We start from the raw sequence: 21,330 nt of genomic DNA, 5'->3' as shown, positions 1-21,330 counted from the left end.
CTAGGGGGATTTACTTAGAGTTTTGCTTATAGTACTTGATGAGCTTGGGGATAACCTCCTCGATACGCCCCGTGATGACGTAGTCAGCGATTGTGTTGATCGGAGCGTCGGGGTCCGTATTGATAGAGATGATCATCGAGCTCTCCTGCATACCAGCCACATGCTGTATCTGTCCGCTGATACCGCAGGCGATGTATAGCTTAGGACGTACGGTCACACCGGTCTGTCCTATCTGTCGCTCATGCTCGGTAAAGCCCGCATCGACGGCTGCACGCGTAGCACCTACCTCTCCGCCAAGGAGCTCGGCCAGCTCGTGAAGCAGTTCAAAGCTCTCAGCACTACCGACACCGTAGCCACCCGATACGATGATCGGGGCTCCGCCTAGGTTGATCTTGCTCTTGGCCACGTGGCGGTCGATGATCTCGATGACAAAGTCCTCGTCACGAACGAAGTCAGCCACCGAATGGTTGATCACTTCGCCCTTGTGGTCAGCTTTGTAGATCTCCTTCTTCATTACACCTGGGCGTACCGTCGCCATCTGTGGACGATGCTCAGGGTTGACAATCGTTGCTACGATGTTACCACCGAAAGCTGGGCGGATCTGGTAAAGGAGATTCTTGAACTCCTTGCCTTTCTCCGTATGATCTCCGATCTCCAGAGAGGTACAGTCAGCAGTTAGTCCGCTGCCCAGTGACGAGGAGACGCGAGGACCCAGGTCACGTCCTATGGTTGTCGCACCGAGGAGGCAGATCTGTGGCTTCTCCTGCTGGAATAGCTTGATGACGATGCTTGCGTGTGGTAGCGTCTGGTAATGCTCCAGACGAGGGTCTACGAAGAGGTGTAGCTTGTCTACGCCGTATGGCATGACCGTGTCGGCGATCCCCTCAGCGCGGTCGGTGATAGCTATCGCCTCTAGTGCCACGCCCAGCTGGTTGGCCAGTGAGCGCCCCTTGGTGAGTAGCTCTAGGCTGACGTCGTGTACGCTCCCATCTTCGATCTCTAGGTATACGAATAGATTGTTCATAGTCTGTCTTATTATATGGGTGTGCAAAAGCGGCACTCTTTCAGCCGATGGTGTGGTTTGCTAATAGGGTTTGTATCAAAGTCTCTAGATCGGCATCGCTGCTGGAGAGGTGCATCACCTCCTTAGCCTTAAAGACGACGCTCTCGATACTCTTGACCTTCGTCGGAGAGCCCGAGAGACCGCACTGAGCGATATCTGCGCCAGTGCTCTCAGCCGTCAAGATGTCGATCGTCAGCTCCTCGGGGTTGCTCTCGAGACGCTTGCGCCAGGTCTCGGGCAGTGCGTCTAGCTCTAGAGACGAGGCGGCATACTTGTACTTCTGTACACGCTTAGCATTGCGCAGGCGACAGGGAGCTGCGCTGCCCGTGACTGTCAGCAGGAGTGGCTTGTGCGCACGTACCGTCTCCACGCCATGCTCCAGACGGCGGGTGATGGTGAGCTGGTCGCCCTCGATCTGGTCTATCTGCTCGCAGTAGGTGACCACGTTGATGCCGAGCTTCTCACCCACCTGTGGTCCCACCTGAGCGGTGTCGCCATCGATAGCCTGTCGGCCACCGAGGATGAGGTCGGGCAGTCCGCCCTTGTAGATATGACGTATAGCGCAGGCCAAAGCGTAGCTCGTGGCAAGCGTATCAGCCCCAGCGAAAGCTCTATCGGTCAGCAGGTAACCGTGGTCAGCGCCACGATAGAGTGCCTCACGGATGATCTCAGCAGCACGGGGAGGACCCATGGTGAGTATGGAGACACGGCAGTCTGGATTCTGCTCCTTGATACGGAGCGCCTGCTCGAGCGCGTTTAGATCCTCGGGGTTAAAGATAGCGTCGAGGGCGGCACGGTTCACAGTGCCGTCAGCCTTCATAGCATCTTTGCCGACATTACGTGTGTCGGGGACTTGCTTGGCAAGTACGATGATATCTTTGATCATAGTTAGGTCGTAGTTGTGGTTTATGCTTGTTTAGATAGTTTGAGTCGCTCGAGGACTTTGTTTTGTCCTACGACTGCCTTGTAGGGCTTGACATAGTTTGGCTCCCAGTAGGCGGTGTCGACGTATCGCTCCTCCTGCCAGTAGTTGCGCGCCACGGTGGCGAGCGTTTCGGCCGTTGGCGGAGCGATGGCGGGACCCTTTACGGGCAGCGAACCGACATAGACGATGCGGCTCTCGGTGGGTGCGTGCCACTCAGAAGAGATGGTGACAAAAATCGCTTTGTCACGGGGAGCCCCCTCAGCGTCGAAAGTTTGCTGATAAGCGTTTCCATGCCCCGCATCGAGTAGCGCGATGGTTTCACCAGCGAAGCTCGGCAAACCCGTCAGTAGGAGCTGAAGCGTGGAGACGGCAATGAGCGGGATGCTCCGCCCGAAGGCTAGTCCCTTAGCCAGTGCAGCACCTATGCGCAGCCCCGTGTAGGAGCCCGGCCCATCGGTCGTCGCTATGGCGGCTATCTGGTAGCCCTGCTCTTGGCACCAGGAGATAGCCTCCTGAGTGTAGCGTCCGATGAGCACCGCATTAGATATCTCGGTCTCTTGGTATACCTTATTATATAGTATCTGCTTGCTGTCGGTCACAGCGACGCTACACCCCTGTAGGGCGGTATCGATAGCTAGGAGTACAGGTTTAGTTGCGTTCATAAGCACTAAGGTGCCAGACGATTGATAAGCCACGAATTGTCTTCCTGACGCTCATAGAGGAAGCGGTCGTGCAGACGACTAGGCCGGCCCTGCCAAAACTCTATGCGACTAGGCAATACGGCAAAGCCCCCCCAGTTGTCGGGGCGAGGCACAGTCTGCAGGGCAAACTTAGCGGCCTCCGTGACAAAGTGTGTGTAAATGTAGTTGCGGTCAGGTATCGGGTGGCTCTGAGGCGATATGCGAGCACCGACACGGCTCTTGTAGGGACGTGTGGCGAAGTACTGATCACTGATCTCAGGCTCTAGGTGCCGCACCGTGCCCTCGACATGTATCTGTCGCTCCAGCTCGTGCCAGAGGAAGGTGAGGCTGACGTGTGGGTTAGCAGCCATCTGCTGGCCCTTACGGCTCTCGTAGTTGCTGTAGAAGATAAACTCCTCACCGAGGAGCTCCTTGAGCAGTACAGTCCGCGAACTAGGGTGTCCATCGGGCGTACTGGTGCAGACTAGCACTGCTGTAGGCTCTAGGACCTTGGGATCGTCCACCGCCTCTTGAAGCCACAGCCTAACTAGTTCAAAGGGATCGTCCGTCAGATCCTTACGACTGAGGCTCCTGCGGCCGTAGTCACGTCGTATGTCTTCGTAATGTAGATCCATAACTGGTATACTATAGGATAGGTGTTGCGAAGCTCTTGACGAGTCCGCCCACCACTCATTCGCTTACAAAGATACAGAAATTCGCTCTTAACGCTCCGATTTCGTTAGCGCATTTTAGTGTCCTAGGTGAGAAACTCCAGTTTCATAGGTAGGAAACTCCAGTGCCATAGGCAGGAAACTCCAGTGCCATGGGTAGGGAACTATAGTGCCATGCGGATGACACTGCTGAGAGCTCCTCGATTGAGTGAAAGATTTACTACCTTTGGGTTAGTGAAATGTGTGGGGAGCGAGGGGCAGAAAGTCTAGATTTCTTAGCGAGGCCCCTAGATCCCGCAGATTTTACGGATGCGTCAGTTTTATTGCTTTTGACTCAAGTTCTCTTGAGGATATTAAAAGAGGTGATAATCCATGTGACGATTCAAAACAGATAAGAATTGAAACTCCGAAATGATGAAAAGACTCCTGCTATATATTGTCGTGTTATTTTCTTTTTCTGGTTATGTAAAATGCCAAGCGAATGACAGTATAGCTCTGTATAACAATGTCCTTGATTACATTTCAAGAGATCTAAATGTGGATAGAGATAGCATTGCAGTTTCAAGCATTATTTACGATCTAGACTCCTTCTTCTATATCCCTGTGGCTGAAACTCAGGAACAAAAGGAAATGCTGATAAAAAGGCAAGGCTTCTACCGAGGTGATTTTCATTCAGATATCCTTGATAGTAACTTCAGAAAGTTGTCAAGCAGTAGTAAGTACTGCCTTTTCTTCTCTTACCTTATGGATGGAGTACTTCTAGCAGAGATCTACAAGCTTCAGAGATTTACAAAGCATGTTAATTACTCCTTTATTGTGGCAACGAGCCTGGGTGCGTATGCCTATATGTTGATCATTAGCAAGGAATACAAGATAGTTAAATCACATAGGATTGAATTAGATTGAATTGGATGGCTCATCCGAGATTTTGTATGATGAACCACTTTGCTTTTGGTGCTAAGCCCTCTCCCTCAGAGGTGCTCTAGCTCAGAGAGCCTCCAGAGGAAGAAGATGAGTACAGTCAAAAGGTAAGTGCTAAAAGCCGCTATTTGGTCGTACAATTCAAGCCACTGGTCCTTGATAATCGGATATTGTACAAGATCTTCTATGGAGAGCATAAGGCGACGCATTTCATCGTTCTCTCTGTAGTAGCACATGATAGGGTGGTTGAGAGGAAGATTTGGGCGACTGGTGTCCATCACTTCATCAAATAGCTCAATCATCTTTTGAATATCCTCCTTACGACACTCATCCTCTTCAATGGTTTTGAGTTTCTGTTCTGCCAATGCAATTTCATAAGGGTAGATTTTTCCAACTTGCTCTCTTATTCGGGTTCTATCCTCTTCCAATGAAATATCTCCTCGTTGGTATGCCTCTTTAATCTCGAGTATTTTGCCGAGTTTATCAAGGTCTACATGCGGCAGATGTTTTTCATATCCATAACATTATTGTCTGTTGATGAGGTAAACGAAAAAATCACTCTCTTCTATGGCATTTACGCTTACGTGGGCTTCTCCGGGGAAATGTAGAACGGTACCTGTGCTGATACGATGTACCTCCGTATCGTCGAGAGTAACCTCTACAGTTCCTTTCACTATGGTGAAGTATACTTCCTGTCCTTTATGGTCGTGTGAGGGAACTTGTTCTCCGCTTTTCAATTGCAGGTGTACAAGCATGAGTTCCTTGTTGTCAATCACCTTACCTAGAGTATTGATTTCCTTCCCAATGGGATTGATTATCTGTTTCATGATTCTTCTTTATTTGGTTATGATTAATATTTGTCATCAACAAAGATAGGCAAAACAGTTGAATGACGTTCATTTTGAATTTGTATTTTCATGCCGATGTATTACAGGCTGTTATGACTGATCAAAACTAAACAATGTGCTATTACTATTACTTCGTTTCCCAACCTACTTGATTGTTGATGGTTATTGGCTTTTCTCTAGCTACTTGTGACAAAAGTCTCTCGGTGGATTACTTCTTTGGCTTTTTCCCTCCTCTTCTCCGGTGATACCGTCTGTAGAGCATCCATCCAGTGACCAAAGCTAAGGTGAGGAGTAGGGCCGAAAGGAATATGTATAGAGGCTGGAGCGGACCGAGTATTTTCCCATACAGTCGGCCGACATGCAACTCAAGTGCGGCATGCCAGAGTGAAATTCTACCGGGACTTATCTCTGTTGGCATTGGTGGCATAGTGTCGGTCGCGTTCTCCGCTTGGAGTTCACCGGAGGAGTAGCTATAGAATCGCTCTCTCCCGTCAGAGTCAATAGTGTACCCACTGATTGGGGTCCCAAAGATGGGCATGCCTTTTCGTCCGGATTCGGTGTAGGCCTTGCCTGTCAGCGCATCGTAGACTTGCCCTTTTTGTCGACTCCATTTGAATGCTCCACTGAACGATCCCACCACCCACAGTGAGTCTCGGTCACTCCACTCCCAGACATTGAGTCCCATGACACTGACAGGAGGAGTGCCGGTCAGTCGCTTGGGGGCTTTTCCAAACTGCTCCAGCGCATAAAAGCCCCGAGAGGTCGATAGCAACCACTCTTTTGTTATGGGATCGCGACGGATCATTCTCAGTTTGTTATTCCACGGGTTAGTGCTGTAAAGGTTTGTTCCCGGAATGGTCGGGACCTGTGCCTTGATGACTGTAATCATCAACGGAGGACGTAGAAATGCGCCTGTGATCGTCACAAAAAGCAAACCCCAAAAGCACCATTTGCCCCACCTATTGTGTTCCTTGAGAAATTGCTTCCACACCTTTGCTTTTTTGGGGACAAAGGTGATCAAAACGCCGGTGATGGAGAGGAGGATGAGTGCCACTCCCATCAGGTCAACAACTAGTCGTCCTATTGTTCCAAAGAATGCTCCACTATGTATCTGCCAGATAGTGCTGAATAGCGATACCCGTGGCTCATAGTCGTCCGGTGCGGGAAGGTCTACGAGTGTGGGGGATTCTTGAGAGGGAAAGATAAGGTATAGGTGGCTTCGGCTCAGTAAAACAAGGGTGTCGCCTTGCGTTTCCAGATCTGCCAAGCGTTCGTTTTTGGGTGTAAGCTTCGGTTGTTTCGCCCACTCCTTTTTGTCGGCTTGCCACTTGTATAGGCTGTATGCGGTGAGGGCGTAGAGGTCGCCACGGTTTGTCCGGACTACTCTTTGGACCGACCTCCTGTCGGCAGCAGGGTCTAGTCCATCGCTCCGGCTGTCGTAGCTTTTTAGCTGTGGGTTGTAAGCCCATACTCCGGTGGCTCCATAGATCCACTCCTCATCAGGGGTCGCTCGGATCTTCCCGGTGAGGCTGCCACCGCTCCAGGATTTATAGTGGTAAGCCTTGGGTAGCCAGGAGCGGGGTAGGTCAATACCCGACACCAGGTCTCTGTGGTTTAGGACGATGCCGGATCCAGCAAAGCCTAGTACGAGTATGGTGATGACTAGGCAGATCCACTTGTGCCATCCTTTTAGGAGGGTGTATCGAGAGCGTTTCATTTTGGTTTTTTGTTTTACAATCGAGTAGGTCGGGAAACGGAAGTTTTCTGACCGACTTTCGGTATGACATGCCCGTCATACAAAGAGTATCTCAGGTGCGATGTCGCACCTGAGATGCTGTCTGTCCTATTTCGTCCGGATCTCCTAGTCTAGCTTGGTGGAGCCGTCGGGTTGGTAGACGTAGTCAAAGGAGACGATACCGCTCTTGCCACTGTCGTCTATGTAGCTAATCATCTTGACTTTGGCGTATTTCCCGTCGGCTGTTCGGATGATGAATATATTGTCCGAGGGAGTGTATTTTGGGGGTGGACCACTGAATCCGATCATTTTGTTGAGCTCGGGGTTGCCGGATACTTCGGCTTTTATCAGTTCGCCTTTCCAGCCCAATATGGTGATTGCTTCGTCCACGATGTAGCCTTCGGTGGGGGCTTCTTTCACTGCGGATAGGCTTGTCTGGTTGGTCATGAGAGCCCCTCCTTTGCCTTTGCCGGATGTGCCGCAGTTGGCTCGGAAGTAAAATGAGTGGATCGCAATGTCCCAGTCGGTACGTTCCTTGAAGTTGGTTTCGTCAATTCCGGGCACCTCTTTGCCAGTGGCGAAGCTGAAGTAGATCCAGTCTTTCCCGAGCTCTCCTTTGCAACGTCGGCTCTGCGTGTAGGTCTTTTTGTTTTTTGAGGATGGTGCGTTTGGCTTGTTGTCTCCGCAGGAGACGATGCCCAATGACAGCACCAGGGCACTGATCAGTGCGAGCATGCATTTTGTTTTGTTCATCTCTTTAATAGGTAATAGTGACAGTTGTTTTTATAGGTTGAAGTGGTAGGACATGAATAAGTTTCGACCGGGGCCGGCATAGGAGTTGAAGGAGACAACATCTGCTTGGTAGTTGAGAATGTTATCTACCCCTATGGTGAGTGTGCCCCACTTTGGGTGGGTGTAGGCGATGGTCGACCGTACTAGGGCGTAGCCCGGTATGGTTATTCGGTATGGAGTCTCTTTTTGGATTCCTTCGTCCTCGATGGTTGTCAGTCCAGATAGGATTTTCTTTCCCATTACTGATGCACTGATATTGAGTGCCAGCCGGTGGTTGCCCCAGTACTGTAGGTACTCGATTCGTCCGGTCCCGGAGATCGGTGCCTGGGAAGTGAGTCTCACTCCGTCGTGAAAGAAAGGGTGCAGGTAGTGCGATGCCAGGTGGATCTGTAGGGGCAGGCTGATGAGTGGCCTGATGCGCATCTGGATTTGAACACCTGCGAGTGTGGACTTGGAGATGTTGCGGTAGTGGAGCTCTTTTTGGTCTTCGGACCAGATACCCTCGATCTTGTTGGTGAAGAAGTTGTAGTATCCCGAGAGCATCACATACAGTTGGGGATGTGTGTACTCTGTCGTCAGAGAGAGGTAGTGGTTGGACTCCGGCTTGAGCTGTTTGTTGCCGTAGATCCAAAACATACCGAGGTGGTCCCAGTCCATGTAGAGTTCTTTGATACTTGGGGATCGGTAGCCGCGACCGTAGTTTAGCCGGATGGTAAAGGGTGACACCTTGTAAAGTAGAGCCAATTTTGGGGAGAAGTTGATGCCGTACCCTTTGTTATAGTCTACCCTTAGCCCGCTGATCATGCTCAGTGAGGTCCCCGGTATTTTCCAGTCATCTTGGACAAATAGAGCGTAAGCCCCCTGTGCTCGGGCTGTCAGTCCATCTTTGCTAAACTTATCCGCATAGAGTACTTCCCGTAGGTATTCAGCTCCGGTGATCAGTTCATGGTCATTGCCTATGGTCCATCTGTACGAAATATTGGGCTGGAGGACTGTGTGCGTGTAGACGAGCTGTTTTTGCATCTTTTTTTGCTCGAATATGGTGTATCTGCGATATCTGTCTCCGTGGATATTTGCTTCCCAAGTATCACCGTTGGGTAGGGTGTATTTTGCAGAAAAGAGTCCGGAGAGGTCTCGGTTGTACTCGTGCTTGTTGTCCAGGTAGAGGTCATGTACGCGCTTGGAGTAGTAGTTGCCTTGTGCAGTCAGGGTCAGTGCCTTGATGGGGGTCCACGACAAGGTCTGCTTGGCAGTCATTGTGGTGAACCCAGAAATGTTGGTAGGTGTGGAGCTTTTCTCCTTGGTGACCGTTTTGTTGAGCTCGGGGTAGTATATGGTGCTACCGGCTTTGTCGTAGATGTTGTAGGCATCTTTGGTTTGCATTGAGAGTACGGTCTGGGTGCTCCAGCTTTTCTTTTTGTACCCGATGGTCAGTGCGCCGTCGGTATTTGGCATGTCTGTCCTTGTCTTGTAGTACCGGTATTTGTCATCAGGCTCTATGTGGGAGTAGTTTTTTTGAAACCTCGTCCCCCATCTCAGGTCCACACCTAGACTTAGTCGGTCGGTTGGCTTGCGTGTGATGATGTTGATCACACCGCCCATCGCTTGTGAGCCGTAGAGTGCCGATCCAGCACCTTGTACGATCTCGATGCGTTCAATATTGTTGAGGTTCAATCGGGTGTAGTCGATGTTGTTGCCCGACTCGCCGGCGATCCGTTCCCCATCGATCAAGAATAATATGTGCTTGGCTCCAAGCCCTTGTAGGTTGATGCTTGTGCCAAATCCCACTTCGCTAAATGAGAGACCTGGTATCTCGTCTTGTAGGAGGGACTTGATGTCCATCCAGCCTTGTCTCTCGATCTGTTTGCGTGAGATGACTTGCGTGAGTACTGGAGAGTCCGATATTTTCTTTGGGGTCCGGGTGGCCGTGACAACCACTTCGTCTAGCTCGTGATACATCATCAAGCTGTCTTGCCCAAATCCTCTTAGGGGAGCAAGAATGAGAAGAATAAGAGCAAAGTGGTAAGCTTTCATGTGTTGTATCTCTCGTGTTTCCGATCAATGCACAAAGGTAAAACAATCCCGTTGGGTGGAAAATACCTGACAGTTGTTGTTTTTCCCCGTTTTTGGTGGGCTCTGTTGGCATGATCTAGGTAGATCTCTCGGAGTGCGTGGCGTTGCTTGCCTTTTTAGTGCGTCCTAATCGAGTCTCCTCTGCATGAGACTACAGTTTTCTGAGATTTTTTTAGACGGGGCTTTTGAGGGATCCGATAAGGAAAATAAGCGTGCGATAGGTTGCCAAAAAGCCCTCCCCAGGAATGATTGAGAATTAGATGTCTGAGGAGGGCTTAGAGTTTCACGGATAGAAGCGAAACTTTTTGCGGATAGTGGCAATTTATCGGGGGGATGGTTGGCTTGTTTTTGGGGGGGGCAACTTTTTGGGGCTACTCTGGGTGCGCCGTGAGTATTGTCGCCAGCAGGGCACTTGTTCCTCGGGAGATCGACTTTGTGATCTTCAGGGATTGGAAATGAAAGGAGAGTACGATTTGGTGCTTGCTGGCAGGTACTGCAGGTGCATGCAGTAGGTAGTCGGATCGGAGGAGCTTTGCGTCCACACCATCTATTCTGGCAGCCCAGCCATGTAGGTAGTAGATTTCGGAGAATACAAACAAGCCATCTCCACACCTATGCTGTTTGCTTCGGGTAGTATTTTCCGCCAAAACTTTGTGTAAGTCTCGCCCCGCTACCTTGTTTTTGCTTGAAAAAAGGAATCAGCATACTCCGATCTTTGAACGCATAAAAAAAGGTCTCTTATGAATAAGCAGAAAGTAAACATGACATCATCAACGAAAGAAAAAGGATATAGCTCCTCCTCTCATTACCGCATAAGTTCTGAGTTTGAACAAAGTGAGCAGGCGTTGGCTACCAAGTTCGTCCATTGGGACGCACCCCCATTGGAAAGCCTTAGTGACAGCTCTATATATCTCCTGAGAGCAAAGCTTAATAGTGGCGAGCGAATGAGCCGTGAGGATAAGGATTGGCTCTGTGAAGTGGCGAATAACAACACCTGCTTCCGCTCTGTCGTACCGCTACAAGGATGGCGATTTGATTTCTACTATTATGATTTGTTGTTTCTTACGAGTCGGATGCCTTTTCTGTACCCGGAAAAATCGGTTAAGATTTCAACATTCGAATCAGAGTCATTGTATCTTGCTATCATGCCGTTTTGTAGCCAAAATGCAGAAGTACGATTATTTAGACCGCCTTTGTCCTCGCAAGAGATGCAGTCGAAGGTTATTTTATTCCCATTGGGGCCAGTACAAACAATCCAACAGCGATAGTAATATGTGTAGCTTCCCGGATTATTAATTCTTTCGTGGTTATGTGCAAACCGACATTCTGTCATTAGCTCACGCCATTGCTGTTCGGTTGGGATAGTAAAGTCAAGAGCTTTCTGATACGGGAGTATCAGAGCTCTTTCGTTCTCGTCCTTGATGAAGTCATTAGCCCACATTGTGACACTTGGCAAGCCGAGGTCAACAAAGCCATTCTCGTTTGTTGTGACATCTGAAAGACTTTCTTTGTAGGCTTTATAACCTGCTATGAAACCATCTGAATAAGCGTCCGCAATTGCATTATTCATAAGTTCTTCGACTTTTCCTGCAGCGTAGGCATCGGCGAGTTCTTTGATCTTTGTTGTTTCCATTTCTTCGTTCCTTTTTGTTGTGGCAATAAGACTGAAATCGGGGGGCATTCTCTAAAAATGGTTGACTTGTTTTTTTGCTGAAACGGATGTCAGTTGACATCGTGTTTGTCGTCAAACTAGAATAAGTTGTCTTGACTTGTCAAAGCTACTGATTTTAGTTGACTCTGGCAATGTGGGGTAGTTAGATATTGAACTTGAGTCCTGCTGAGATAGCAGGACGAAAATGATGCAGATCAGAGCCGAAGGGCAGTTGCCCTTGAGCTTTGAGGACGAAGAGCAGATTGTCAGTAAGGAACAGTTCTACCGAGCTATGTATCGCTCCACCATAAGTAAAGCGAGACCGATTAAGGAGTGTAGCCCCATCGGGTAGCAACCGTTTATCCTCGTTCAGCTCTTCATAACCGCAGAGAGCGGATAGTCCCAAGTAGCCAAAGGCATTCTCCAGTGCCATACGGGTGAAACTCCAGTTTCCTAGGTAAGAAACTGTAGTGCCACACATGGGAAACTCCAGTGCCATGGGTAGGGAACTATAGTGCCATGCGGATGACACTGCTGAGAGCTCCTCGATTGAGTGAAAGATTTACTACCTTTGGGTTAGTGAAATGTGTGGGGAGCGAGGGGCAGAAAGTCTAGATTTCTTAGCGAGGCCCCTAGATCCCGCAGATTTTACGGATGCGTCAGTTTTATTGCTTTTGACTCAAGTCCTCTTGAGGATATTAAAAGAGGCGATAATCCATGTGACGATTCAAAACAGATAAGAATTGAAACTCCGAAATGATGAAAAGACTCCTGCTATATATTGTCGTGTTGTTTTCTTTTTCTGGTTATGTAAAATGCCAAGCGAATGACAGTATAGCTCTGTATAACAATGTCCTTGATTACATTTCAAGAGATCTAAATGTGGATAGAGAAAGCATTGCCGTTTCAAGCGTTATTTACGATCTAGACTCCTTCATCTTTATCCCTGTGGCTGAAACCCAGGAACAAAAGGAAATGCTGATAAAAAGGCAAGGCTTCTACCGAGGTGATTTTCATTCAGATATCCTTGATAGTAACTTCAGAAAGTTGTCAAGCAGTAGTAAGTACTGCCTTTTCTTCTCTTACCTTATGGATGGAGTACTTCTAGCAGAGATATACGAGCTCCAGAGATTTACAAAGCAGATTGACTACTCTTTTATTGTGGCTACGAGCCTGTGTGCGTATTCCTATATGTTGATCATTAACAAGGAATACAAAGTAGTTAAATCACATAGGATTGAATTAGATTGAATTGGATGGCTCATCCGAGATTTTATATGATGAACCACTTTGCTTTTGGTGCTAAGCCCTCTCCCTCAGAGGTGCTCTAGCTAAGAGAGCTACCATAGATGGAAGCGTACACTAAGACCTCCCAGCCGCCCTCGGCAAGAACAAGTATTGACCGTAACTCAATGAAAAAGGATCTAACCATACGACAGATACTCCTCATCGCACTCCTGCTTGGCACTACTATAGTAGTCAGCTGCAAGAAGGGGGACCGCACTCAGAGCACTATGGCTACCGCTGCACCGACCTTTCCTATGCCACCTCGCTCCCTAGCGAATGCCACCGAGCGTGCCGACTACGTCCTAGATAATGTCTGGAATGGCATCGCTGGCATAGACACGCTCACCTTTAGAGACAGCGGTGAGCGAGAGCAATTTCTAGTAAATTACTTTGGCTTCGGGGCGCTTGCCAGCGAGCGCGCTCGAAGAGCCTCTATGAGCAAGCTCTTCGAACTGGCGACTCCAGCGATGGACTCGGTCATCCTCAGCATAGCGGGTCGCTACTTTGACACGCCTGAGTCACCGCTCTTTAACCAGGCCTACTTTATCGAGACCTACGAAGAGGCAGACAAGCTCGGCATCCTGGACTATGCCCAGCAGTTAAAACTAGAGGACAGACGAAGTCTCTACCAGAAGAATCAAGAGGGAGAGGCGGCTGAAGACTTTGAGTACACGCTCGCCAATGGGCAGACCAGCACGCTCTACAAGACCAGTCCGGGCAAGAAGCTCCTCTTGATGTTTTACGATCCCGAGTGCAATGCTTGTAAGGATGTCTTAGAGTTCCTCTCTCACAGTGAGCCTATCCAAGCCTTGCTAGGCAGTGAGGTGTCGTGGCTCTGCGTCTATGTAGAGCACGATGTAGAGACGTGGCGCAAGAGCCTATCGCACCTCCCGTCTTATGCGATTACAGGCAGAGACGCCACAGGTATGGTCACCGATCAGAGCCTATATGACTTACGCGTGCTGCCTGTCCTTTACCTGCTTGACGAGCATAAGCGGGTCATCATCCGCGATGCCTATCCCCAAGAGGTAGAGAGCTACTTCGCAGCCCTGCAAGAGGCTAAGCCGTAACCCACTAAGCCACGGCAAGTACGTAGCTCCTATATCTTGTTGCATCGCTTGCGGCTAGAAGGGGTAGCCTACTGCAAAGTGGTAGCCGAGGGAATTGGCAAACTTAGGGAGGTTGTAGTAGCCTTGACGCGAGGTCTCGAAGGGGAGGTGCAGCCCCACACCGACGTCAAAGCGGATGACTAGGAAGTTGAGGTCGTAGCGTAGTCCTACGCCAGAGCCAAGGGCGAGCTGATTGAAGAAGTCCTTAGCATCGGTGATCTCCTGGAGTGATCCGCCTGGACGGTTTTCGTCAGGACGAAGCAACCACACATTGCCAGAGTCGAGGAAGAATGCGCCGTGCAGATCGCCCGCAAGACGGAAGCGGTACTCAGCATTCAGTTCGAGCTTGAACTCTCCTGTCTGATCCATAAAGGCGTAGCGACTATTGCGTGGCACAAAGCGTCCTGGACCTATGCTGCGTACGGTGAAGGCGCGGATGCTGTTTGCCCCGCCTACGTAAAACTGCTCACTATACGGAGCCACCGTCATATTACCAAAGCTGTAGATGGCACCCACGCCAGCTCGCAGAGCTAAACTCTGGTTGCGATCGATGCCGTAGGTGTAGCGTAGCTCTGCGGTACCCTTGACAAACTGTGCGAAGGGGACGCCGAGGATCTTTTTAGTCTCATGGTAGTTGCGACCTGCTAGCGAGTAGATCCCGTTGAGGAGATTGCCAGCCTGAGAGATGCCTAGATCGATGTGCAGGTGATGACTGCCTAGGCCTGTGAAGATATTGTCAAAGGTGTACTGGTAGCTCATCTGCGGGATCAGTTGGCTCCGCAAGCTCAGACCCAAGATAGGATTGTCGGTGATGACCTTCTGAAAGACTTCGGACTGGCGAGAGAGGCGGTTGTAATGTATCCGCAGAGGGGTGATCATGTGCTGATGCTGCTCATTGCGTACGCTATAACTAGCGGACAGTCCTAGAGAGGTGATCTGGAAGTAGCGTGCACGATTGAGCATAGAGGCGGATAGGGTATAGGTGGTCTGCACGTCGTGCGTAAGGTGCAGATCGTAGAGCCACGGCAGCAAGATGCGTGGTGCCTGTAGGTTGAGGTTAGAGCCCACCTCGTAGCTGTTGATGTCGGATATGGATACGTCCTGATTGCTACGTGTACGATTGGTCTGCCACTCGTAGGAGCCGTAGAGATCGAGCGAGAGACGCTCGCCACCCCCGAAGAGGTTGCGACGTCCGAGTGATAGGTTGAGTCCTGGACCGATGAAGTTGTTGGACTTGGTCGTGAAGACCGCAGAGAGCGAGGAGTCCCACGGTTTGTCTAGCTCAGCGGTGATGTAGAGGTCGAGGAGGTTGTGCATCGTATCACTAGCGACAAACTGCATGTCGACGTAGGAGAAGGCTCCTAGTCCCAGCAGAGCCTGACGGGTAGACTGCTCGAGAGACTGCGAGTAGAGTTCGCCCGAGCGTAGCTGTACTCTATTGGCAAAGACCGCAGGACGCACCCTCGGATGCTCTCGGTAGTGCAGTGTGATCCCCTTAAACTGCATCGTGTCCGTCAGTGCGAGCCGATCATCCTCTGTGAGTAGGACGTGGACGGAGCCTATGCGCCATGGCTCGAAGGTGTAGCTGGGGTAGCCACTCTGCTCCCGCACCTGCATATAGACTTTGCCTGGCGTGAGTAGCGTGTCTACCTGATAGACGAGTAGATCGGGCGCGTAGAAGTAGTAGCCACGGTCTCTCAGGTTCGTGACCAGCATGTTGCGGTCTTGGAGGATCTGCGAGAAGTTGAACTGATCCCCCTTGTGTATCCTGGATAGCTCAGCATGATTTAAAATCTCCCCACTGCCTAGGAGCCACGGCTCCATATAGCTGATGCTGTCGTAGAGGTAGGGCGCTCCGAGATCTGCCTTGTAGTAGACACGTGCTTGCAGCGAGTCGCTAGAGGAGCGTGCTATACTATCAGTCACGACTGCATTAAAGTAGCCGTGCTCGTGTAGGATAAACTGAGACTGCTTAGCACGCACGTCGGGGCGTACGTCGCTGATGAGCTTAGGCTCCTCAGCAAAAAGCTTATAGAGGCGCTTGCCCACCCAGGTGCTGTCGTTGACAAAACCATTGTAAAACCAAAGCCCGATGGGTATGCGAAAGCGGGAGCGAGCACTGCCGAAGAAGGCGTCGTTGGGTGGCACGTTGAGCACTTTCTCCATATTAGAGATAGCACGATCTGCAGCGTCACTGCCGTCGTCTCCCTGTATGCGTGTCTTGCCGATACCTATATATAGTAGCTCCCCCTCAGGGATGTGCTGTGTCACGGAGCAACTACTCAGAGCGAGTATCGTGCCGAGCAGTAGGAGTAGTGCATGAGCTATGTTTGGTCTGCTGTAGAGATTACGGGTCATAGCTGTGGAGTCTGAGGGGTTGAGGTTACGGAGTCTGGAGCGGTGGGCGTAGCGTGTGACAAGCTATCTGTGGCGATCGATACGGAGGTGCTGTCTGACGGCATCGTACCTAGTTCGTCAGGTTGCTTCTTGGGGTCAGTAGGCTTCTCGGACTTCTTCTTTTGCCACCACATATAGTTGCGCGGATCGAAGAGATCAACGAAGCGACGCGCCTTGAGCTTGACCAGATAACCAGCGCCCGTCTCGGTCACGACGCCCTCGAGCATATTGTCGTTGTTACGTCTGTGGAATAGCGTCACATACTGTCTGCCCGCCTCGTCAAGACGATACTCAAAGGTTACGTTGTCGATGAAGGTCTGCTCGTAATTGGTCGGCAGATTGCCCGAAGCTACGCGCCCGCCGATGACGAAGCGTATGCGGTCGTTGAGGAAGCGACGGCTGAAGCTGTAGGTATAGTTGGTCTGCTGTAGTTGCGACTGATTGTACCCACCTAGCTCCATACCGAGAGATAGATTCGTCCCCTGGAGGAGCTTGCCCGTTAGGTTGTTGAGCTCACTCATGGCGACGTTGCTCAGGACTTTCTCCATCGACATCTGTCCCATATCGGAGGCAAGGTAGGTGCCTGATACGAGCATAGCTACCGCCTGCTTGCCACGCTCCTCTTCGCTCATAGAGGAGAGTTGCGTCTGCGTCTCTAGGTCTTCGGGCGCTGCCAGGTCGAAGGCGAGTGACATATCCTTTAAGTTCTCATCTGCCTTGATAGATACCTCAAAGTCTACCTTATTAGTTGTCTCGCCTCTGGTCACGTCGGCACGTAGCTTTTGCGAAGCGATGAAGTGTAGGTAAGGATCGAGAGGCTCGCCACTCCAGACAAGGTAGCTCTCGGGCTCAATGTCGAAGTGCCGTCGTCCTACCACGGGGAACTCATACTGCACCTCGCCACCGCTAAAGTCGTACCTCCCTACGAGGCTCATCGTGCCGAGTGGTGGATACTTCAGTCGGAGGTCTCCACCGCCCTGGATGCGTACGTAGTCTTGTCCTCGTGAGGAGAGGTCTACGCCGATCTGTACTGCAGGCTCGATGTGCAGTGCCACAGATAGATCCATACGACCGAGGGAGCGCGTGTGCGTCTCCTCAGGCTCCTTGACGCTCGTGGTGTCAGATACGTTGACAAACTCTACAACGCCCGACATGTTGTCCTGCGCCTTGATAGCTGCCTGCGACATGACGTAGGTCGCATTGGTACCTCCATGTAGCGTGACAGAGCCCAGTAGCTGAGGTGCTGTCAGGTAGCCCTGCAAGCGTAGATCGGCAGAGAGGATAGCTCGACCATAGATCGACTGCTTGTTGTGGTACTTGCTGTCGATCACCTGTGCATGGTCGGCGTAGAGACGGAGGTCGCTCTTGAGCGCCTTTGGACCGAAGAGATTTAGCCAGCCATCCAGGTATAGCGAGGTCTCCTTGCCTTGTAGCGTTAGCTTGTAGTCCTTGAGATTTAGTCGGCTCTGCTCGATATTCAGCGGACGGCTATCTAGGGTGTACTGATTGCCCGTCAGAGAGAGTGCCACCAGTCCGTCTGTAATGTGTGGTGCTCCATTGAGAATAGGACTCTTAGGCGTACCCGTCACAGCAATAGAGCCGTCGAGCGCACCAGAGAGACTGATGAGGTTGCCTCCCATGAAGGGGTTCGCCAGACGTAGCGGGAAGGATTCGAAAGCAGCCTTCATGTCGAGAGCCTCTTCACCCTTACGGCTATGGTAGATACCATCCACGGTTAGTGCTAGATTACCATTGCTACTCACCTGAGCGGTGACATACTGCGAAGCGTTGTCACGAGGCTCGTAGAAGAAGGCGACACTCACGTTGCCCAGATCGCCATCCATGTAAGTCATGTCATTGACCGAGAGGTCGCCCGTAGCACGGTAGACGTTGTTCACACGCTCTATGCGCAGATCCATAAAGGTGCGTCCACTCATATCCGGGAGGCGCAGGATGCGCGCTAGGTCGCCCAGCTCTAGTCGCTGTACGTTGCAGAGCAAGCTCTGTACATTGTTTGGCTCATCTAGATCACTGTGTAGCGAGAGCTTGGCACCTTGAGGATTCGTCAGCTCGAGGTTGGCAAAGATCTGATTGTCCTTATGGAAGTAGAAGAGCGCATTGTCCTCATTCGCACGAAGTCGCTCGCCAGCAAGGTAGATATCCTTGTCGGAGAGGCTCACACCAAAGCCCTGTGCATTGTAATAGCCACTAGCTCCCAAACTGTAGAATAGCTCGTGGTCTCGTAGCCAGTCGAAGTCTAGATTGACAGCGACAAGGTCTGTCTGAGCCGATCCGATGATCTTGTAGGGTGGGCGCTTGTCTTGTCGCTCCCCTTCGAGGCTTAGATCTATCTGTAGCAACGGATGCACATAGCGCTGAGCCATCTTGTCAGAGCTAAATTGATCGGAGAGATCTGACAGGAGCAGCGGTCGCATAGCCTCAGAGGGTAACTGCTGGCTCACATGGGTCAGACGGTCTAGGAGTATAGGACGACTAGGGGAGAGCGTCGTCAGCTGGAGGAGTGCGTTGTCACACTGTATCGTATCGTACTGGAGCTGATGCAGGTCGATGCGCCCATTGATCCCTAGCTTAGGACTGGTTAGTAGATCCGCATCGAGAGACTCTACAGAGACATTGTACCGCTCTAGCAGCGAGCGTAGCGGATGCTCAGGCCCCATGTGTAGTGCTATGTGAGCATCGGGTAGGACGCCAATTAGGTCGCTGTAAGCGGTCAGTCGAGGCGTGTCAAAATGATATTCCCCTGCCCACTTAGAGATGCCCGAGATCGAGGTCAAGAGGTGGCTCAGCCCCTCCTGCGTCGTCACACTTAGGTCTATGTCGCTACCCGCTAGCTGTGCTAAGACTTGTGTTGTGTCACTAGCTAGGCGTAAGTCGATCTGCTCGTTGTCTATGCGCTGTGAGCCGATGGCAAGGTGTAGCCCCGAGAGCTGGCCATCGATCATGTGGGTCTCTGCAAAGTCGCTGTAGAGGTCTGCTGTCAGCCTCATGCGCCCCTCCATGATGCTATCGCTCAGCCCCATAGACTGCAGGTCTAGGTGCGAGACATCTAGGTCTATCTTACCACCGAAGGAAGGTCGCTTGCCAGCTGTGATAAGCGTCCCCGCTAGGTTCCCGACGAGCTGTGCTGAGGGGTCGTTAGCCTGCAGAGATACCGCCACGGAGTCTCCTCGCAGAAAACCGTCGAGTGCGAGGTTGTGGAGCGTATAGTTCTTGTAGTTGACCTCATCGAGGTCTACAGCGACGAGTCCATGTTTGTTCTTTGTCTTCAGGGATAAGCCTGTGCCGTCTGCCTTGATCGTTCCCGAGATCACACCGATCGAGTCGCGTGGCATAAACTGAGCGACATCAAGACCATCGAGCTGGCCGTCGAGCTTGTAGCACTGTCGATTTAGGGAGTATAGTCCGTTGAGAGATAGCGAGCCTCTAGGAGTGCCTAGATGCAGATCTGCGTTGATCTGATCTCCGTGTAGTGTGCCGTCCAGGTCTAGATCCATCCTATCTGGTAGCGTCACAGAGCCAGACGTTTCGTCTATCCCAGCGAGGGCTAGCAGTAGCTTAGCCGCAGGCTCTGTCTGTATATTGCCTTGCAGAGAGGCTGTGCGCTTTGTCTTATCGAGGATGTTTGTCGCTTTGCCACTGGCAGAGAGTGCGATGAAGCCCTCTTGCTGCAGCTCCAGATTGTATATGTCCAAGTCACTCAGCGAGCCTCGCGAGCGCAGGTCTACCGACAGCGGCACGTCGGCCAGCTGCCTGTGACCACCCGGGCTATAGAGCATACTATCTAGACTAATGCGCGTGTAGTAGTACAGATCTTGCGGTGCTAAGGTACCCTTGAGCTCGGCCGTGACAACCGCCTCTTTATCTCCAGAGAAGAGATCTAGAGGTAGGATCAGATCGCCCGTCAGCTTACTGGTGGGCGTAGCGAGCGAGAAGTTGCGCATGCTGATTACCTTGTCCTCTAGCTTAAAGTAACCCCTAAACTGCTCCATCTGCGCACCGCTCTGCTCTTGTAGACTCAGCTGGTTAATGTCCATCTGTACCAATCCCTGGCTATTGATGTCGAGTCCATCCATATCTACATGCGCATCACGATAAACCATGTGGTTGTAGTCCACGTAGGGGAGACTTACCGTAGCTGTATCTCTCGCATAGGTTGCCTTGGCAAGGTCTAAGTCGATATGATCTATGAGGAGGTTAAAGTCTGGAATCTCTACTATCACCTTGTCAATACCCCCACGATCGATCAGAGCATCGGTGTGTACTCCAGAAGGGTAGAGGTGTATGTAGCTAGCAAAGCGCGTGAGATCTACACGATTGATATTGATACTCATCGGGGGCCCCGGCTCGCTACTCTCCGTTGTATCTGTCTGGGTATAAGCAAAGAACCCGTCAGCCAGTGAGACCGCTGCGATATCAATATCCATCGAGTTCAGGTCTACCTGCACATGTCCTGCCTCCATACTCCCTAGGCGAGCATCGATACGGCTACGATTGAGACTATCTAGAGGCATCGCCACGACGGCATCTTGTAGCTTCAGGCGGGGCGCCTCTATACGCTTGTTAAAGAGTGGCATCAGCGGCAGACTGGTGCGTAGCTGGTCAACCCAGATGATCGTGTCACTGCCCTCCGTAGCGAGTAGCTTGTCGACACGTACCCGCAGGGGGAAGCTAATGCGCATCTCCTCGACCGTAATCTTCCAGCCAGTCTGCTCCTCGAGGGTATGGACGAGACGATCGACTGCCCAGCGTTGTACACTAGGTATGTAGATCGACCCCACCAGTAGTAGCAGTACTGTCAGCGGGACGAGGAGTAGGATCCAAAAGAGTTTACGACGTCTTCGTACGGAGTTCATGAGTTAAGTCTGATGCCATCTGTGTGAGCCGAAAGCGCCTTCGGTAGTGCTCTGATCGAAGCCTCCCTAGGACGAAACGGCTAGACGCATACAAAGGTACGAAAATAGGAGTTAGAGATTAGAGGTTAGAGGTTAGAGGTTAGAGGTTAGAGATTAGAAGTTAGAGATTAGAAGTTAGACCTCCGATCCCTCCGATCCACTCCGATACCTCAGATACTTCCGACTCTCTCTAATTTCTAACCTCTAACCTCTAATCTCTAATAACATATCTTTACGGGGAGATTCGTCCGATTCCCTCCTTTCT

The 21,330-nt window shown here is 51.0% G+C and carries 16 protein-coding genes; 3 read left to right on the top strand and 13 right to left on the bottom strand.

Features of this window, described 5'->3' with window-relative positions:
- Positions 1-10: 10 nt before the first annotated feature.
- The 4 genes from Q2J34_RS09650 to pdxH are packed head-to-tail and all read right to left on the bottom strand — an operon-like array spanning position 11 to position 3,303.
- Entirely contained in the window at positions 11-1,024 is a 1,014-nt protein-coding gene (locus Q2J34_RS09650) for an electron transfer flavoprotein subunit alpha/FixB family protein (RefSeq protein WP_300970112.1), read from the bottom strand.
- A 40-nt stretch (positions 1,025-1,064) separates the two neighbouring features.
- Positions 1,065-1,949, bottom strand: coding sequence for an electron transfer flavoprotein subunit beta/FixA family protein (locus Q2J34_RS09645; protein WP_300970111.1), 885 nt, complete (start codon positions 1,947-1,949; stop codon positions 1,065-1,067).
- A 20-nt stretch (positions 1,950-1,969) separates the two neighbouring features.
- Positions 1,970-2,650, bottom strand: a complete 681-nt coding sequence (tsaB, locus tag Q2J34_RS09640) for a tRNA (adenosine(37)-N6)-threonylcarbamoyltransferase complex dimerization subunit type 1 TsaB (RefSeq protein ID WP_300970110.1) — start codon at positions 2,648-2,650, stop codon at positions 1,970-1,972.
- 5 nt (positions 2,651-2,655) lie between these two features.
- Entirely contained in the window at positions 2,656-3,303 is a 648-nt protein-coding gene (pdxH, locus tag Q2J34_RS09635; RefSeq protein ID WP_298887334.1) for a pyridoxamine 5'-phosphate oxidase, read from the bottom strand.
- 447 nt (positions 3,304-3,750) lie between these two features.
- Here pdxH and Q2J34_RS09630 point away from each other — a divergent pair, with 447 nt between their 5' ends.
- Positions 3,751-4,245: a hypothetical protein gene (locus tag Q2J34_RS09630; RefSeq protein WP_300970109.1), complete on the top strand. Its 495-nt coding sequence runs from the start codon at positions 3,751-3,753 to the stop codon at positions 4,243-4,245.
- Positions 4,246-4,310: 65 nt separating this feature from the next.
- Here Q2J34_RS09630 and Q2J34_RS09625 read toward each other — a convergent pair whose 3' ends face one another.
- The 7 genes from Q2J34_RS09625 to Q2J34_RS09595 all read right to left on the bottom strand — a co-directional run bounded on the left by Q2J34_RS09625 (position 4,311) and on the right by Q2J34_RS09595 (position 11,840).
- On the bottom strand, positions 4,311-4,625 hold the full coding sequence (locus Q2J34_RS09625) for a hypothetical protein (protein ID WP_300970108.1): 315 nt from the start codon (positions 4,623-4,625) through the stop codon (positions 4,311-4,313).
- A 159-nt stretch (positions 4,626-4,784) separates the two neighbouring features.
- The gene (locus Q2J34_RS09620; RefSeq protein ID WP_297114897.1) at positions 4,785-5,087 is read right to left on the bottom strand and encodes a cupin domain-containing protein; all 303 of its coding nucleotides are present in this window, start codon (positions 5,085-5,087) and stop codon (positions 4,785-4,787) included.
- 229 nt (positions 5,088-5,316) lie between these two features.
- On the bottom strand, positions 5,317-6,825 hold the full coding sequence (locus Q2J34_RS09615; RefSeq protein ID WP_298886315.1) for a PepSY domain-containing protein: 1,509 nt from the start codon (positions 6,823-6,825) through the stop codon (positions 5,317-5,319).
- 144 nt (positions 6,826-6,969) lie between these two features.
- Complete coding sequence (locus Q2J34_RS09610; RefSeq protein WP_298886317.1) at positions 6,970-7,596, bottom strand: HmuY family protein; 627 nt, start codon at positions 7,594-7,596, stop codon at positions 6,970-6,972.
- A gap of 30 nt (positions 7,597-7,626) precedes the next feature.
- Positions 7,627-9,597 carry a TonB-dependent receptor plug domain-containing protein gene (locus Q2J34_RS09605; RefSeq protein ID WP_298886319.1) on the bottom strand — a complete coding sequence of 657 codons (1,971 nt, stop codon included), beginning with the start codon at positions 9,595-9,597 and terminating at the stop codon, positions 7,627-7,629.
- Positions 9,598-10,753: 1,156 nt separating this feature from the next.
- Positions 10,754-11,341, bottom strand: coding sequence for a hypothetical protein (locus tag Q2J34_RS09600; RefSeq protein ID WP_298886321.1), 588 nt, complete (start codon positions 11,339-11,341; stop codon positions 10,754-10,756).
- Between the two features lie 181 nt (positions 11,342-11,522).
- Positions 11,523-11,840, bottom strand: a complete 318-nt coding sequence (locus Q2J34_RS09595; RefSeq protein WP_300970160.1) for a conjugal transfer protein TraO — start codon at positions 11,838-11,840, stop codon at positions 11,523-11,525.
- Between the two features lie 275 nt (positions 11,841-12,115).
- Here Q2J34_RS09595 and Q2J34_RS09590 point away from each other — a divergent pair, with 275 nt between their 5' ends.
- Complete coding sequence (locus Q2J34_RS09590; RefSeq protein ID WP_300970107.1) at positions 12,116-12,610, top strand: hypothetical protein; 495 nt, start codon at positions 12,116-12,118, stop codon at positions 12,608-12,610.
- Positions 12,611-12,771: 161 nt separating this feature from the next.
- Positions 12,772-13,716: a DUF5106 domain-containing protein gene (locus Q2J34_RS09585; RefSeq protein ID WP_298889689.1), complete on the top strand. Its 945-nt coding sequence runs from the start codon at positions 12,772-12,774 to the stop codon at positions 13,714-13,716.
- A 54-nt stretch (positions 13,717-13,770) separates the two neighbouring features.
- Here the strand turns inward: Q2J34_RS09585 and tamL are convergent, their stop codons facing one another.
- Together tamL and Q2J34_RS09575 are read right to left on the bottom strand one after the other, a co-directional pair.
- Positions 13,771-16,113 carry a translocation and assembly module lipoprotein TamL gene (tamL, locus tag Q2J34_RS09580; protein ID WP_298889691.1) on the bottom strand — a complete coding sequence of 781 codons (2,343 nt, stop codon included), beginning with the start codon at positions 16,111-16,113 and terminating at the stop codon, positions 13,771-13,773.
- Complete coding sequence (locus tag Q2J34_RS09575; RefSeq protein ID WP_298889693.1) at positions 16,110-21,026, bottom strand: translocation/assembly module TamB domain-containing protein; 4,917 nt, start codon at positions 21,024-21,026, stop codon at positions 16,110-16,112. The genes tamL and Q2J34_RS09575 overlap by 4 nt, the downstream gene beginning before the upstream one ends.
- Between the last annotated feature and the right edge of the window lie 304 nt (positions 21,027-21,330).

Origin of the sequence: Porphyromonas vaginalis, assembly GCF_958301595.1 — a bacterium.
Lineage (GTDB): Bacteria > Bacteroidota > Bacteroidia > Bacteroidales > Porphyromonadaceae > Porphyromonas > Porphyromonas vaginalis.
The sequence above is the reverse complement of the archived record's forward strand: the minus strand, read 5'-3'. Positions and strand labels throughout refer to the sequence as shown.

What these genes read in the sequence shown, in the direction of transcription:
- Q2J34_RS09610 (WP_298886317.1), bottom strand. Translation starts at nt 7,596, where the DNA reads ATGAACAAAACAAAATGCATGCTCGCACTGATCAGTGCCCTGGTGCTG.
- Q2J34_RS09605 (WP_298886319.1), bottom strand. Translation starts at nt 9,597, where the DNA reads ATGATGTATCACGAGCTAGACGAAGTGGTTGTCACGGCCACCCGGACC.
- Q2J34_RS09600 (WP_298886321.1), bottom strand. Translation starts at nt 11,341, where the DNA reads ATGGAAACAACAAAGATCAAAGAACTCGCCGATGCCTACGCTGCAGGA.
- Q2J34_RS09630 (WP_300970109.1), top strand. Translation starts at nt 3,751, where the DNA reads ATGATGAAAAGACTCCTGCTATATATTGTCGTGTTATTTTCTTTTTCT.
- Q2J34_RS09615 (WP_298886315.1), bottom strand. Translation starts at nt 6,825, where the DNA reads ATGAAACGCTCTCGATACACCCTCCTAAAAGGATGGCACAAGTGGATC.
- pdxH (WP_298887334.1), bottom strand. Translation starts at nt 3,303, where the DNA reads ATGGATCTACATTACGAAGACATACGACGTGACTACGGCCGCAGGAGC.
- Q2J34_RS09645 (WP_300970111.1), bottom strand. Translation starts at nt 1,949, where the DNA reads ATGATCAAAGATATCATCGTACTTGCCAAGCAAGTCCCCGACACACGT.
- tsaB (WP_300970110.1), bottom strand. Translation starts at nt 2,650, where the DNA reads ATGAACGCAACTAAACCTGTACTCCTAGCTATCGATACCGCCCTACAG.
- Q2J34_RS09620 (WP_297114897.1), bottom strand. Translation starts at nt 5,087, where the DNA reads ATGAAACAGATAATCAATCCCATTGGGAAGGAAATCAATACTCTAGGT.
- Q2J34_RS09590 (WP_300970107.1), top strand. Translation starts at nt 12,116, where the DNA reads ATGATGAAAAGACTCCTGCTATATATTGTCGTGTTGTTTTCTTTTTCT.
- tamL (WP_298889691.1), bottom strand. Translation starts at nt 16,113, where the DNA reads ATGACCCGTAATCTCTACAGCAGACCAAACATAGCTCATGCACTACTC.
- Q2J34_RS09575 (WP_298889693.1), bottom strand. Translation starts at nt 21,026, where the DNA reads ATGAACTCCGTACGAAGACGTCGTAAACTCTTTTGGATCCTACTCCTC.
- Q2J34_RS09650 (WP_300970112.1), bottom strand. Translation starts at nt 1,024, where the DNA reads ATGAACAATCTATTCGTATACCTAGAGATCGAAGATGGGAGCGTACAC.
- Q2J34_RS09585 (WP_298889689.1), top strand. Translation starts at nt 12,772, where the DNA reads ATGAAAAAGGATCTAACCATACGACAGATACTCCTCATCGCACTCCTG.
- Q2J34_RS09595 (WP_300970160.1), bottom strand. Translation starts at nt 11,840, where the DNA reads ATGTGTGGCACTACAGTTTCTTACCTAGGAAACTGGAGTTTCACCCGT.